General features: G+C 70.1%; 12 protein-coding genes. 7 read left to right on the top strand and 5 right to left on the bottom strand.

What is annotated here, in order from left to right:
* Nucleotides 1-2: 2 nt before the first annotated feature.
* The 5 genes from ACZ6SF_RS17065 to ACZ6SF_RS17045 all read left to right on the top strand — a co-directional run bounded on the left by ACZ6SF_RS17065 (nucleotide 3) and on the right by ACZ6SF_RS17045 (nucleotide 4,793).
* Nucleotides 3-1,061 carry an acetamidase/formamidase family protein gene (locus ACZ6SF_RS17065; RefSeq protein ID WP_466063094.1) on the top strand — a complete coding sequence of 353 codons (1,059 nt, stop codon included), beginning with the start codon at nucleotides 3-5 and terminating at the stop codon, nucleotides 1,059-1,061.
* The gene (locus ACZ6SF_RS17060) at nucleotides 1,030-2,295 is read left to right on the top strand and encodes an amidohydrolase family protein (protein WP_466063092.1); all 1,266 of its coding nucleotides are present in this window, start codon (nucleotides 1,030-1,032) and stop codon (nucleotides 2,293-2,295) included. Before ACZ6SF_RS17065 ends, ACZ6SF_RS17060 begins: the two co-directional genes overlap by 32 nt.
* Nucleotides 2,296-2,397: 102 nt before the next feature.
* On the top strand, nucleotides 2,398-2,976 hold the full coding sequence (locus tag ACZ6SF_RS17055) for a TetR/AcrR family transcriptional regulator (RefSeq protein ID WP_466063091.1): 579 nt from the start codon (nucleotides 2,398-2,400) through the stop codon (nucleotides 2,974-2,976).
* A complete protein-coding gene (locus tag ACZ6SF_RS17050) occupies nucleotides 2,973-4,175 on the top strand; it encodes an NADH:flavin oxidoreductase (protein WP_466063090.1) in 1,203 nt (400 codons plus the stop codon). Before ACZ6SF_RS17055 ends, ACZ6SF_RS17050 begins: the two co-directional genes overlap by 4 nt.
* 195 nt (nucleotides 4,176-4,370) lie before the next feature.
* Entirely contained in the window at nucleotides 4,371-4,793 is a 423-nt protein-coding gene (locus tag ACZ6SF_RS17045; protein WP_466063089.1) for a hypothetical protein, read from the top strand.
* A 90-nt stretch (nucleotides 4,794-4,883) separates the two neighbouring features.
* On the opposite strand, the gene ACZ6SF_RS17040 is transcribed toward ACZ6SF_RS17045, so the two are convergent.
* On the bottom strand, nucleotides 4,884-6,317 hold the full coding sequence (locus ACZ6SF_RS17040; protein WP_466063088.1) for a glutamate decarboxylase: 1,434 nt from the start codon (nucleotides 6,315-6,317) through the stop codon (nucleotides 4,884-4,886).
* A gap of 286 nt (nucleotides 6,318-6,603) precedes the next feature.
* Between ACZ6SF_RS17040 and ACZ6SF_RS17035 the strand changes: the two genes are divergently transcribed.
* Nucleotides 6,604-7,026, top strand: coding sequence for a VOC family protein (locus ACZ6SF_RS17035; protein WP_466063087.1), 423 nt, complete (start codon nucleotides 6,604-6,606; stop codon nucleotides 7,024-7,026).
* A 28-nt stretch (nucleotides 7,027-7,054) separates the two neighbouring features.
* Nucleotides 7,055-8,695, top strand: coding sequence for an MFS transporter (locus tag ACZ6SF_RS17030; protein ID WP_466063086.1), 1,641 nt, complete (start codon nucleotides 7,055-7,057; stop codon nucleotides 8,693-8,695).
* A gap of 63 nt (nucleotides 8,696-8,758) precedes the next feature.
* Here ACZ6SF_RS17030 and ACZ6SF_RS17025 read toward each other — a convergent pair whose 3' ends face one another.
* From ACZ6SF_RS17025 to ACZ6SF_RS17010, 4 genes are all read right to left on the bottom strand, one after another.
* Nucleotides 8,759-10,468, bottom strand: a complete 1,710-nt coding sequence (locus tag ACZ6SF_RS17025; RefSeq protein WP_466063085.1) for a hypothetical protein — start codon at nucleotides 10,466-10,468, stop codon at nucleotides 8,759-8,761.
* Between the two features lie 130 nt (nucleotides 10,469-10,598).
* Nucleotides 10,599-12,203, bottom strand: coding sequence for a phosphatase PAP2 family protein (locus ACZ6SF_RS17020; protein WP_466063084.1), 1,605 nt, complete (start codon nucleotides 12,201-12,203; stop codon nucleotides 10,599-10,601).
* Nucleotides 12,204-12,294: 91 nt separating this feature from the next.
* Entirely contained in the window at nucleotides 12,295-12,807 is a 513-nt protein-coding gene (msrA, locus tag ACZ6SF_RS17015; RefSeq protein WP_466063083.1) for a peptide-methionine (S)-S-oxide reductase MsrA, read from the bottom strand.
* 91 nt (nucleotides 12,808-12,898) lie between these two features.
* Nucleotides 12,899-13,714 carry a class I SAM-dependent methyltransferase gene (locus ACZ6SF_RS17010; protein ID WP_466063082.1) on the bottom strand — a complete coding sequence of 272 codons (816 nt, stop codon included), beginning with the start codon at nucleotides 13,712-13,714 and terminating at the stop codon, nucleotides 12,899-12,901.
* Nucleotides 13,715-14,073: the final 359 nt, after the last annotated feature.

The following is a 14,073-nucleotide window of genomic DNA, read 5'->3' as shown; positions in this document are numbered from 1 at the left end:
CCGTGGATATCCTGACCGCCGGTACGGACCCCGGCACCGCGGATCACTACCTGTACTGCACCCCCGAAACCGTGCGCTGGGGTTCGCTGCCCGTACCGCGCACACCCCCGGTCCTGGTGGTGGACAGCGGGCAGACCGTCACCTTCGATACGGTCTCCCAAGAGGGCCTGATGGAGGATCAGGGGCGCGACCCGGTCGCCTATTTCGGGCAGTTCGGGGTGGACCCGCGGGCGGTACTGCCGGACGCGGTCGCGCTGGCGGAGTCCGGGCTGCACCGCGAAGCGAACCCGCCGGGCCCGCATATCGTGCTCGGTCCGGTGCGGGTGCGCGGCGCCGCGCCGGGCGACTGGCTGCGGGTCGATTTCCTCGACCTCGCCCCGCGTGTCCCGTACGGAATCATCTCCAGCAGGCACGGCCGCGGCGCACTGCCCGAGACGCTGCCGCGTACCGCCGACGGCGGCGTCGCACCGGTGGTCAGCAAATTCTGTTCGCTCGACGGTCCCGCCGCGGTGTTCGAGTTCGCCGGCGGGAGCGGGCGGATCGAGATGCGCCCGTTCATGGGTCTGTGCGGCGTCACCCCCGCGGCCGGGGAACCGCTGAGCACGATCCCGCCGGGCCCCTTCGGCGGCAATATCGACCTGCGCGAAATCGTCTCCGGTAGCTCGCTTTTCCTGCCCGTTCAGGTGGAGGGCGCCGGTTTCTATCTCGGCGACCCGCATTTCGCCCAGGGCAACGGGGAGATCGCGCTCACCGCGCTCGAGGGGTCGCTGCGGGTGACCGCCCGGCTGTCGGTGGTGACGTCGATACCCGGAGCTCCCGTCGGATGGCCGATCGCCGAGACCGACGAGCACTGGATCCTGCTCGGGATGCACGAGAGCCTCGATATCGCCATGCGCGACTGCGCCCGCCGCAGTGTCGAATTCCTCTCCGCCCGAACCGGTATGGCGCCGACCGAGGCCTATCTCTACCTCAGCGCCGCCGGTGATTTCTCGGTGACCCAGGTGGTCGATATCGTGAAAGGAGTCCACTGTGCGATCCGCAAACGCGACTTCGGCGCCTAGCTTCCGGCGCGCGGACGGACGGCCGGTACCGGTACTGCGCAACGCGCGGCTGGCCGGCGGCCGCCGGGTGGACGTCCGGATCGAGGGCGACCGGGTCGGTTCGGTGCTCGACGCCGCGGCTACCCCGCTGGAGCCCGGCGAACTGGATCTCACCGGATATCTGCTGCTTCCGGCGCCCGCGGAACCGCACGTCCATCTCGACAAGGCGCTGTCCTTCGACGAGATCGGCCCGCCGCCGGGCGATCTCGGGACCGCCATCGCGGCCTGGGAGAGCTACGGGCCGCGGCTCACCGTCGGCGCCATCGCCGACCGGGCGCGCCGGGCGGCGCTGCGCCTGCTCTCCAACGGCACCACCGCCGTCCGCTCGCATATCAATCTGCTGGCCGGTGACGACCCCCTGCGCGGGGTACGGGCGCTGGTGCGGGTACGGGACGAACTGGCCGGGGTCATGGATATCCAACTGGTGGTCCTGGCCCCCTACACCGCGACCGACGCCGCGATCCACGGCGCCCTCGATCTCGGCGTGGATCTCGTGGGCGGACATCCGCACCAGACGCCCGAACCCGGGCCGAACCTGCGGCGGTTACTGGGTATCGCCCGGGCTCGCGGGGTCGGGGTGGATCTGCACACCGACGAACGCCTCGATCCGGCCATGCTCACGCTCGAACAACTCGCGCACGAGATGCGCGACCGGCCGGACACCATGCCGGTCACCGCGAGTCACTGCGTCAGCCTGGGTATGGCCGGTCCGGAGGTGCTGGCCCGGGTCGTCGCCGCGGTCGCGGCGGCCGATATCGGCGTCGTCACGCTGCCCATCACCAATCTGTATCTCCAGGGGCGCGACCACGACGCGGCGAAACCCCGGGGGCTCACCGCGGTCCGGGCGTTGCTGGACGCCGGTATCGCGCTGGCGGCCGGCGCCGACAATATCCGCGACCCCTTCAATCCGATGGGCCGCGGCGATGCCCTGGAAACCGCGATGCTGCTGGTCACGGCCGGACATCTCACTCCGGCGGAGGCGTACGCGGCGGTGAGCGACGGCGCCCGCGCGGTCATGGGCCTGCCCGCCGCCGGACCGGTCCCCGGCGCCCGGGCGGATCTGCTGGCGATCCGGGCGACCGGGACCGAGGATGCCATCGCTACCGCCCCCACCGACCGCTATGTGCTGTCGCGGGGCCGTCTGGTCGCCGCGAGCAGGTCCGAGCGTTCCACCGTGACGGCCTTCGCCGACTGAACCGACCGGCCGGCGCACCGCACCGCCGCATCGACCGATTTCGATCAATCAATATTTCAATCAATGATTGAAAATAGCCCGTCGCGGTGGTTCACTACACGCATGCCCCAGAAAGTCTCGGCCGGGACCCGGGAGCGGCTGCTCGCCGCCGCCGAACGGCTCCTGCTCACCGAGCGATACGACGATGTCTCGGTCCGCGGTATCTGCACGGCCGCCGGGGCCAACCCGGCTGCCGTGCATTACCACTTCGGATCCAAGGAAGCCCTGGTAGCGGCCCTGCTGGAGGACCGCCTCGGGGCCCTCTGGGCCGACCGGCTCGCCGAGGTCACCGCCGATCCGCTGCCCGTGCACCGGATCGTGGACGCGGTCCTCGAACCGTTCACCGATCTCACCGCCGACCCCCTCGGCCGCCTGCACCTGCGCCTGCTCGCACAGTGCGTCCTGGGCCGGCAGATCGGGCCGTGGCAGCAGCAGTGGTTCCGGATCGATTCGTGGTACGGACTGCTGCCCGGTATCGACGAACGCGAGAGCGGGCGCCGCTGGATGCTCGCCTTCGACCTGATCATCACCCGATTCGGCGGCGCGGCCGTCGACGACCGCCCGCTGACCCCGCGAGCCGTGGCGACCCTGCGCGAATTCGTGGTGGCCGGATTGACCGCTCCGACAGGAGACAACGTATGAACGACGTATTCGCCCCGGCCACGCTGGGCCCGCTCACCCTGCGCAACCGCGTGATCAAGGCCGCGACCTTCGAGGGCCGCACCCCCGACGCACTGGTCACCGACGACCTCGTCGAATTCCACCGTGAGGTCGCGGCGGGCGGGGTCGCGATGACGACCGTCGCCTACTGCGCGGTGGCCCCCGGCGGGCGCACCGACCGGCACCAGATCTGGATGCGCCCCGAGGCGGTACCCGGCCTGCGCCGCCTCACCGATGCCGTCCACGCCGAGGGCGCCGCCGCGAGCGCGCAGATCGGACACGCGGGGCCGGTGGCCAATTCGGCGTCCAATCGCCTCCCCGCCCTGGCTCCGAGCCGGTTCTTCAGCCCGCTCGGGATGAGTCCGATGAAAGTGCCCGACCAGGCCGAGATCGATGAACTGGTGGCCGCCCACGCGAACGCGGCACGGCTGGCGATCGAGGCCGGGTTCGATGCCGTGGAAATCCATTTCGGCCACAACTACCTGGTGAGTTCGTTCCTGAGCCCACTGCTCAACCGGCGCAAGGACCGCTACGGCGGCTCGCTGGAGAATCGGGCCCGGCTGGCCCGCGATATCGCGCGAGCCGTCCGCGACGCGGTGGGTGAGCGGATCGCGGTGACCGCGAAACTGAATATGGAGGACGGTATCCGCGGCGGTTTCACCCTGCCGGAATCACTGCAGGTGGCAGCCTGGCTGGAAGCCGACGACGCGCTCGACGCCCTCGAACTCACCGCCGGTAGTTCGCTGCTGAACCCGATGCTGCTGTTCCACGGCGACGCGCCGCGCAAGGAGTTCGCCAAAACCCTGCCCGGTGCGGCGCGCTGGGGGTTCCGGATGATCGGCCGCGCGTTCCTGCGCGAATACCCCTACGAGAAGGCCTATCTGCTGGAGCGCGCCCGCCAGTTCCGGCGGGAACTGGCCATGCCGCTGGTACTGCTCGGCGGGATCACAGACCGCGAATCCATGGATCTGGCGATGTCGGAGGGGTTCGAGTTCGTCGCCATGGGCCGGGCGCTGCTGCGGGAACCGGATCTGCTGCACCGCATCCGGGCCGACGCGTCGGCGGAGTCGGCGTGTGTGCACTGCAACGAATGTATGCCGACCATCTACACCCGGACCCGCTGCGTCCTGCGGTTGGATCCGCCGGCGCCCGCGCCCGGCCGGACGGCGGAGGCGGGCTAGTTCGCCGCGCCCGGTCGCCGAACCGGGTGCGGGACAACGGTCCTCGGAACCAGGTGATTCTTCCCAATTAACGGACACCTATTGAATGCGCCGTTGTTTAGCGGTACGGTTCAGGTCATCGACATCGCACCCCGAGTGCGTCAGATCCGACCGACACCGTGCCGCCGCCGCGGCGGCACCGACCGAGGACCGACTATGCATCGCACCCCGCAGACCCGCCGGCTCATCGTCCGGATCGCGGCCACCGCCGCGATCGCCCTGGCCCCGCTGGCGATCACCGCCGCCCCCGCGCTCGCCGAGGCGCCCGCACCCGCCCCCAACGCCGCAGTCGAGGACGTCAGCCGGCCCGGCCGCCACGACCACGACGGATGGGGTCGTCACGACCGCGGGTGGGGTCGTCACGACCGCGGCCAGCGCAGCTGGAACGGCTGGTTCGACGACGGCATCGACTGGGATCGCGGCCACCGCAACCGCAACCGGCACGGCTGGAATCAGGGCTGGGACAACGACTGGAACCGCGGCTGGAACCACGGCCGCGGCTGGAACCGGGGCTGGAACCAGGGCCACGGCCTGCCCCTGCCCCGGATCTATCTCCCCGGCACCGGCAGCGCTTTCTGACCGCTGAACAACGGTCCATCATCCAGGTAGATCTCTATCGTGTGGGTACCGCACGATAGGACGGGAGATACCGGCCTCGGGCTCGGCCGGTCATCTCGCGGCCGGGCCGGCACCCTGCACATGGGTGTCGGCCCCGTGCGAGAACGAGGCGGCTTCGGGACCGCGCTGCGGCGCCTGCTGGGCCCGTAACCGTGGCAGCGCCCGCTGCAGAGCCTCGACCAGCAGATCGGCGAGGTCGTGGCTGAATCCGTTGCGGACCACCACCCGCAGTACCGCGAGATCCTCCCGATCGGCCGGGAACGTATAGGCCGGAACCAGCCAGCCCTGTTCCCGCAATGCCGCCGAGACATCGAACACCGAATAGCCGGTCTCCTCCGGCGCGAGGGTGAACGCGAACACCGGCAACTGCCGGCCGTCGGTGAGCAACCGGAACGGCCCCAGGGCCCCGATCCGGTCCGCCAGGGCCGCGGCCACCTCCCGGCAGTACCCCTGCACCCGCTGGTAACCACGATGGCCGAGCCGCAGGAAGGTGTAGTACTGCGCCACCACCTGCGCACCCGGCCGGGAGAAGTTCAGCGCGAAGGTCGGCATCTGGCCGCCCAGATAGTTCACCCGGAACACCAGCTCGTCGGGTAGCGCCGCGCGGTCGCGCCACAGCACCCATCCCACACCCGGATAGATCAGTCCGTATTTGTGACCCGAGGTGTTGATCGAGGCGACGCGCGGCAGCCGGAAATCCCATTCCAGCCCGGGATCGCAGAACGGCGCGAACATCGCCCCCGACGCCCCGTCGACGTGCACCGGGATATCCCAGTCCTGTTCGGTGTGTACCCGGTCCAGGGCGGCGCAGATCTCGGCCACGGGTTCGTAGCTGCCGTCGAAGGTGGACCCGAGAATCGCCACCACCCCGATGGTGTTCTCGTCGCACCGGGCGACCGCCTCCTCGGCGGTGAGGTGGAACCGCTCCCCCGACATCGGCACCAGCCGCGCCTCGACGTCCCAGTACTCGGCGAATTTCTCCCAGCACACCTGCACGTTGGCGCCCATCACGAGATTGGGCCGGTCGGTGGACTGCCCGGCCGCCCGCCGCCGCTGCTGCCAGCGCCGTTTCAACGCCAGCCCGGCCAGCATGCACGCCTCGCTGGATCCGGTGGTCGAGCAGCCGATCGCGTCGTCCGGGTCGGCGGCGTTCCAGAGATCGGCCAGAATCCGCACACAGCGCTGTTCGAGTTCGGCCGTGCGCGGATATTCGTCCTTGTCGATCATGTTCTTGTCGAAGCATTCGCTCATCAGCACCCGCGCCGCCGGTTCCATCCAGGTGGTGACGAAGGTGGCCAGATTGAGCCGCGCGTTGCCGTCGAGCAGCAGTTCGTCGTGGACCACCTGATAGGCGGTATCGCTGTCCAGCTCACCGGACGGCAGCCGGTTACGCGGTATGTCGAGCGGTTCCCGGGTGAAGACCGGGTTCACGGTGATCTCGTCGCGTTGCCACGACGGCTCGTGCGCGGGGTGGGTCAATGCCATGGAAACCTCCACAAGCATCGGGCCGGGCCTCGTCACCCGGAGGGCGGCGCTGGACACCTCCGAGTATTCACCCGGCGCCGGGTGAGTTTCCGCAGGACGCGCGCACCGGGCGGGTCGGGCGACGCGCGCGGGTCACGGTCCCGCGGATCTGCCCCGGATCGCGCTCATCGGGGATACGCTCGGCCGGTCAGTCCATGCGACGGCCGCCTTCCCCCGCGACGGCGGCAGCAGAGGTGTTCCGTCGATCCCGACATCCCGGCACAACGACGTCAAGGAGCTGATCCAGGTGAAGTCGGTCAACCCGTACCTGATGTTCAACGGCAACGCCGAAGAGGCGTTCACCTTCTACCGATCCGTGTTCGGCGGTGAACTGCAAGTGGTCCGGTTCGCCGATATGAGTGAGGCCGCCGGTCTCCCCGACGAGGCGAAGAACCTGGTCGCGCACGTATCGCTACCGCTCAACGGCACCGAGCAGATTCTGATGGGCTCGGACTGCCCGCCCGGGCAGACCGTCGATGTCTCGTCGCGCCCGAATTTCAACGTCTGTCTCGAGGTCAGTGACAAGGACGAGGCGGAGCGGGTGTTCGAAGCGCTCGCGGTCGGCGGGAAGGTGGATATGCATCTCGCGAAGACCGAATGGACGGAGCTGTTCGGCATGCTCACCGACCGCTTCTCCATTCCGTGGATGTTCGACTACAGCGCGCAATAGCCGTGCCGCCCCGACTCCGGGGAATCCGGTGAACGGCGACCGCGCCGCGGGCACCCCGCCGCGCGGCGGTTCCGCGCTGGTGCTCGCGGTGCTCGCCGCCGGGCAGTTCCTGATGACCCTCGACAGTTCGGTGATGAACGTGTCGATGGCGACGGTGGCCCAGGATGTCGGCACCAGTATCACCGGGATCCAGACGGCCATCACGCTCTACACCCTGGTGATGGCGTCGCTGATGATCACCGGCGGCAAAATCGGCGCGATCGTGGGCCGGCGCCGGGTCTTCGCGCTCGGACTGCTGGTCTACGGCACCGGATCGCTGGTCACCGGTCTCGCGCCGAATCTCGGCGTACTACTGGTGGGCTGGTCGCTGCTGGAGGGGATCGGCGCCGCGCTCATCATGCCCGCGATCGTGGCGCTGGTGGCCGCCAATGTCGCGGCCGAGCGGAGGGCCGCGGCCTACGGGCTGATCGCGGCCGCCGGCGCGTCCGCGGTCGCGGTGGGACCGCTGCTGGGCGGCGCCGTGACCACCTACGCCTCCTGGCGGCTGGTGTTCTTCGGTGAGGTGGCCGTGGTGGCCGTGATCATGCTGCTGCTGCGGCGGATGGCCGACAGCCCGCCGGAGCGGGCCCGGCTGGATCTGCTGGGCGCGGCGCTCTCGGTGGCCGGTCTCGGCATGGTCGTCTACGGCGTCCTGCGCTCCGGCGAATGGGGCTGGATACAGCCGCGCCCCGGCGGTCCGGTGGTGCTCGGGCTGTCGCCGGTGATCTGGCTACTGCTCGGCGGACTGCTGGTGCTGGTGTTGTTCCGGGAGCGGCTGGCCGCGCGGGTGCGGGCGGGACGGGAACCGCTCTTCGATCCGCGCCTGCTCACCAACGGGCAGCTCACCGGCGGGCTCACCATGTTCTTCGCCCAGTTCGCGGTCCAGGCCGGGGTGTTCTTCGCGGTACCGCTGTTCCTGTCGGTCGTGCTGGAACTCAGTGCGCTGGGAACCGGCGCCCGGCTGCTGCCGCTGTCGATCGCGTTGATCGTCGCCGCGCTGGGGATTCCGAAGTTCCTGCCGCGCGCGAACCCGCGCCGCGTGGTGCGGCTCGGCCTGGTGTCGATGATCATCGGCATCCTGCTGCTCGCCGCCGGGATGGACCCCGGGGTGAACGCGGGGGTCGTCGCGGTGCCGATGCTGCTGATGGGCGCGGGGCTGGGCGCACTGGCCTCACAGCTGGGGGCGGTGACGGTATCGGCGGTGCCCGAATCCCGCAGCGCGGAGGTCGGGGGATTGCAGAACACCGCTTCCTATCTGGGCGCCTCCCTGGGCACCGCGCTGATCGGATCGATCCTCATCGGCGCGCTCACCTCCTCGGTGATCGACGGGATCGAGAACAATCCCGATGTCCCGGCGGCCGTACAGGAGCAGGCGACGACCGAGCTGGCCGCCGGTGTCCCGTTCCTCTCCGACGCCCAGCTGCTCGACGCACTCGATACCGCGGGGGTGGGAGGTGCCACCGCCGACGCCGTGGTCTCGATCAACACCGATGCGCGGCTGGACGCACTCCAGACCGCTTTCGCCGCGACCGCGCTGCTCGCGGTCACCGCGCTGTTCGGTACCCGGCTGCTGCCCATCCGGTCGCCGACCGCACCGCCGGTCGCCGGTACCGGCCGGTCGAACCCGTGACTCCGTCGAACGACCGACCGGATGTCGTCCCCCGCACTCCGGCCGGCACGCGGCGAACCGGTGTCAGTCGGTGACGCGAGCGGCGAAGCGCGCCAGACTCGTGGACACGATCTCCGGACCACCGTCGTTCTGCACCGCCGCCGCGGTGATCACGTCCAGGTGGTGGTAGCCGGGCGCGACGACCGTTTCACCAGCGCCGTATCCACCGGCCGCGACCACGATTCCGGAACCGCCGAGCAGCGTGACGACAGGCGCGGCGCCCGGCCCCGGATGGCGGCGGTAGCGGGTGATCTCGGGTGCGCCGCTCTGGGCGATATCGAGTGTGAGTTTCAGCGGGAAGTACCACTCGGTGAAATCCAGCGGATGCTCGGCGAGGCCGCGGGCCAGATCGTGCACGCTGGTGACCTCGTCGGCGGCGGTGGTGAAAGGCCGGCCGTTCCGTCCGGCCGGAATCGGCGCACCGGCGATCTCGTTGTAATCGCGCCAGCTGTAGAGCGGCCCGTGCGGCTGTCCGGTGATCGCCATCGGATCATCACCGCCGAGCATCCCCGCGAGTGCCCGCAGGCCGGGTAGCGCCGACAGCGCGGCGGTATCGGGCGGGAAATCCTTGTCCACCAACGGGCCGCCGTCGAAGAAGCCGATACCGGTTTTCAGGATGGACACCGGCTGCGAGTTGGCATCCAGGAACGCCCCCAGTGCGGCCGCGTTGGTGACCCGGAAATCCCGCACCGACGGTGTGCCGCTCAGCGCGGTCGGCACATCCCGCGACAGCAGGATCCGGTAGGTGGCGTCCTGGTTGGCGTTCGGCGGGATGTAGCGGGCCAGATCGGATTCGGCCGCGGGCGCCACCGCGGCGGCGAGCCCGACGATACCCAGCAGATTCATCGTCTCGGGATTGATCACCGCGGGCAGCGCGAGGGTCCGCGGCAGAACGCCGCTCGCCAGGGCCGCCTGGGTGGGCCCGTAGCCGAGACCGGCCGGCGCGAACAAGGCGTCCGGCAGGCCGCTCAGCGCGGACAGCGAGGTCCCGACCGCCGTGTCGAGCGCGAAATAACCCGCGCACTGGTCCCGGCCGGCCACCCCGGCGAAATCCCATTCGGCGAAGAACCCGGTGATGAGACCGCCCAGAGAATGCCCGCCGCACAGCACCTTCCGCGCCCGCACCGCCGGATCCGGCAGTTCGGCGGTGAGCAGGTCGTACTGATCGCGGACGGTCTGCGCCAGACCGACCCGGCCCAGCCAGCCCAGCGCGGAGTCGGGGACGTATCCCGCGAAGGTCCGCCCGGCCACCGCGGCGCCGCGGAAGTAGTAGTCGACCGCGAGGTGCGGGTCGCGGGCGGCCAGGGCCGCCAGCCGCCCGGTGTGGTCTTCGAGGCAGTTCGAACGGCGGTCCAGGGCCCAGAACTCGATATGGCGACCGTTGCGGGCCGCGGCCGCGACGGTGTTGCGGGCCAGGGTGTCGAAAGCCGCGGCGCCCTCAAAAACCCCGGGCTGGGCGACGAGTACCGCGTCGGCGTCGGCGGAGCGGGCCGGGCCTTCGGCGTGCCGCCAGCGCAGATAGGCGAGACGGTCACACGCCGCCGGCCGCGGCCCGGCCGAGTCGGGCAGCGGGATACGCAGGCCGACAACCGTTTCCAGTACGGAAGTGACCGGCGAGCTGGACGCGACCGGCGTCTCGGTCCGGCCGGCGGGATCGGGGGCCGCGGCGGCGGTCACGGTAGCGGCGAACAGCACCCCGGCCGCCGCGAGAATCGGAACGAGGGTACTTCTCATACGACGGCCCTACTCGAGCCCGGCCGGGGCCGGTGGAACCCGTCGCCGAGCGGTCACTCGCCGACGTGCTCATATCGTAGGATCGCCGCGCCCCTGGCAGGCCCGCATTCACGAACCCGGGCAGCTCGGATCAGGCGCCGGAACCGCGGTTGTCGGGGAGCATCCGGCCGCTGCGCGGAAACCGGAACACCTCCGGCAACCACGGCGCGCGCCGATGGTGCGGACGGCTGCGGTTGATCCACAGCGGATTGGATTCGTCGCGCCGGTACACCGGCAGCTGACCCGCGATCGTGAACCGCAGATGGGTGGCGCTGCCGATGACCTCGCCGTCCGCGGCGAGCGCCTCGGCGGCGGGGAGTTGCACGATCAACTCCGGTAGCTGCCGTTCCCCGTACACCCGGCTGTGCCCGATCGCCGCCAGTACCAGCGCGACCACCGCGCGGGTACGCGACCAGCGCAGATCGGCACGCAGCCAGCGCACATCCAGCAGACCGGAATCGAGGCGGTCCCGGAAGGCGGGCACCGCACCGTGCGGATGGTAGGGGCCGTTGCCGACGAAGAGGAACCACACCTTCTGCCAGCGGCCGTCGAGGAAGATCTCGATCGGTTCGGCGCGGCGCAGGGTCACCACCAGCGCCACCGCGAAGGCCGGCCATTTACCCCAGCGCTTCTCCCATTTCTCGCGGCGGCGGACCAGATCCGGATAGGACCCGAGACTGAAGGTGTTGATGAGATGCCGTGTGCTCGTCTCGTTCTCGTCGCCGTATTCGACAGCGGCGATATCGACCGCGACCGCTTCGCCCACCCCGGTCGCGTCGATCACCTCGCGCAGATCGTAGACGCCGAGGTCGCGAGCGAAATGGTTCAGCGTGCCGGTGGGGATCACCACCAGCGGCAGCTCCTTGCCCAGCGCCAGCGCCGCCACCGACGCCACCGTGCCGTCGCCGCCCGCGACGCCCACGGCCAGCACCGGTTCCTGCTGCTCGGCCAGCACCTGCTCGAGCTGATCCGCGCAGTCGATATCCGGCCGGGTCCGCACGACCGTCGCGGCGGGCAGGGCGGCCATCACATCATCGGTGGGATCGTAGTTGGCATCGCCGGATACCGGGTTCACCATCACCACGAGCCCTTTGCCCTCGGCCAGGACCGGCACCTCGGGCACCGGACTCGCCTCGGCCTCATCGGATTCCCGCACCGGCCACCAGCGCCGGGTGGCGAGCGCGATACCGGATCCGACCGCCGCGCCGACCAGCACATCCGAACCCCAGTGCACCCCGGTGTGGACCCGCGAATAGGCGACCGCGGCGGCCACCGGGGCCACGAAGAGCGCGCTGCGCGGGCTCTCCATCGCCACCGCGGTGGCGAACGCCGCGGCGCTGGCGCTGTGCCCGGACGGGAACGACGACGACGTGGGCGCCGGCGACAGCCGCCGGTACCCGGGCATCAGCTCGGCCGCCGGGCGGCGCCGGGCGAAAACCGATTTGAGCACCACATTGGTCACGAAACTGGCGCCCGCCACCGAGACCACCCCGCGCATCGCGGCCCGCCGGGTGGATCCGCTGCTGCTCGCGAGCAGTGCCGCCGCACCCATCCACAGCAGACTGTGATCGGCGCTCGAGGTCAGGCGCAACAATCCGGCGTCCAGATTCGAGGCGGGCAATCCGGCCACGGTATCGCCTACCGCCCGATCGATCCTGCCGATCTTGCGAAACCTGCGGCGCGTCCACCTACTCACCCGACCGACACTACCCAGCACGACATCGACCCCGCGAGCCGAAGTGGCCCGCGGGATCGCGCCGGTGGAGCCGGGAATCCCGCCCGGCACGCTAGGCGGTGGCCTGCCGCTTCGGCAGCTTCCAGCCCGGCCTCGGGAAATGGCAGGTGTAGCCGTTGGGGAAGTGCTGCAGATAGTCCTGGTGCTCGGGTTCGGCCTCCCAGAACTCGGCGGCCGGGTTCACCTCGGTGACGACCTTGCCCGGCCACAACCCGGAATCCTCGACATCGACGATGGTCTCGAGCGCGACCCGCTTCTGCTCGTCGTCGACGTAGAAGATCTCCGACCGGTAGCTACTGCCGATATCGTTGCCCTGCCGGTCCTTCGTGGTCGGATCGTGGATCTGGAAGAAGAACTCCAGCAGCGCCCGGTAATCGGTCCGCGCCGGGTCGTAGACGATCTCGACCGCCTCGGCGTGCCCCGGATGGTTGCGATAGGTGGGGTGGTCGTTGCTGCCGCCGGTATAGCCGACACGAGTCGAGACCACTCCGGGCTGCCTGCGGATCAGTTCCTGCATACCCCAGAAGCACCCGCCGGCCAGGATCGCCTTCCGCGTTTCGGTCACGCTTCCTCCTTCGTCCCCCTCATTATGGGCCCTCGGTACAACCCGCCCCCGGACCGGGAAAGTCCCGTCCGGCCCGATCCACAGGGTCCGCTCAGCTTCGCCGCGCCGTCACCAGGAGGTATTCCCATTCCATCCGGCCGCCGCCGAGATCGCTGCGGGCGCCGAGTTCGGCGAGGTCGCGGTCCAGTGCCGCGGCCCGGTCCGGATCGCCCGCCAAGGTCTTGTACACCGAGATCGCAGGGCCGTAGTTGGTCTTGAAGAAGTCACGGAACGCGGCGCCGTCGGCGAACACATCGACGGGCAACATCTCACGGCGCATCTCCACGCCGCTGACCCGGTCACCCAGTAATTCCGTCACATGCGCCTCATCACCCCACAGCGGGGGCGGCTGCGCACCGGCGGGTGGCGGCGGGGCGTAGGGCTTCATGGTGGCGAACATCCGGCCGATGAAACCGCCGGGTGTCCAGTTGGCCAGGGCGATCGTGCCGCCGGGCGCGGTGACCCTGATCATTTCGTCGGCCGCGGTCCGGTGGAACGGCGCGAACATGATCCCCACACAGGACAGGACCACATCGAAGGCGCCGTCGTCGTAGGGCAGCGCCTCGGCGTCGGCCTGCTCCCAGGTGACCGCCACCCCGGCCGCGGCCGCATTGCGGCGGCCGGCCTCGAACAGCTCCGGCGTGAGGTCGCTCGCGACGACGGCCGCACCGGTCCGCGCCGCCGGGATCGCGGCGTTCCCCGCCCCGGCGGCGATATCCAGCACCCTCTTGCCCGGTCCGACGGGCGCGGCGGCGACCAGCCGCCGCCCGAGTTCGGGGATCACATCCACGGCCACGCGCGGATAGTCACCCGACGCCCACATCGCTCTGTGCTTGGTCTTGAGTTCACTGGAAACGGACTGCGTCATGGTGTGCTCCTGGGGTCGATCGGAACCTCGGACCTGTCGACGGCACGCCGCCCCTCGGTACCTCTCCACGCGGCCGCATACTCTTCATCGAAAACAGCTGGTCAGATCGCTGTCGAGCCGCGTTCATTGTCCGCCTCTCCCCCACCGCCCGCAATCCCCGGCCGGAGCGCGCCGGCACCGGGGGTTCCGCCGGGCCGGACGTGCCGCCCGACGGCGCGCCGTCCGCCGAGTGGACACATTCCGGGCGAGGCGCTTCACACCCGTACGGGCGCACCACCGGTCAACCGGAAAATTTCCCTTCTCGATTGCGCCACAGGGAAATACATTTCATCTTCGCGTAGGGTCCTACAGCGTCCGAG

The sequence above is a fragment of the Nocardia sp. NPDC049935 genome, from assembly GCF_055586645.1.
This window is presented reverse-complemented; position numbering and strand designations above follow the sequence as displayed.

What these genes read in the sequence shown, in the direction of transcription:
- ACZ6SF_RS17055 (WP_466063091.1), top strand. Translation starts at nt 2,398, where the DNA reads ATGCCCCAGAAAGTCTCGGCCGGGACCCGGGAGCGGCTGCTCGCCGCC.
- ACZ6SF_RS17050 (WP_466063090.1), top strand. Translation starts at nt 2,973, where the DNA reads ATGAACGACGTATTCGCCCCGGCCACGCTGGGCCCGCTCACCCTGCGC.
- ACZ6SF_RS17045 (WP_466063089.1), top strand. Translation starts at nt 4,371, where the DNA reads ATGCATCGCACCCCGCAGACCCGCCGGCTCATCGTCCGGATCGCGGCC.
- ACZ6SF_RS17040 (WP_466063088.1), bottom strand. Translation starts at nt 6,317, where the DNA reads ATGGCATTGACCCACCCCGCGCACGAGCCGTCGTGGCAACGCGACGAG.
- ACZ6SF_RS17025 (WP_466063085.1), bottom strand. Translation starts at nt 10,468, where the DNA reads ATGAGAAGTACCCTCGTTCCGATTCTCGCGGCGGCCGGGGTGCTGTTC.
- ACZ6SF_RS17010 (WP_466063082.1), bottom strand. Translation starts at nt 13,714, where the DNA reads ATGACGCAGTCCGTTTCCAGTGAACTCAAGACCAAGCACAGAGCGATG.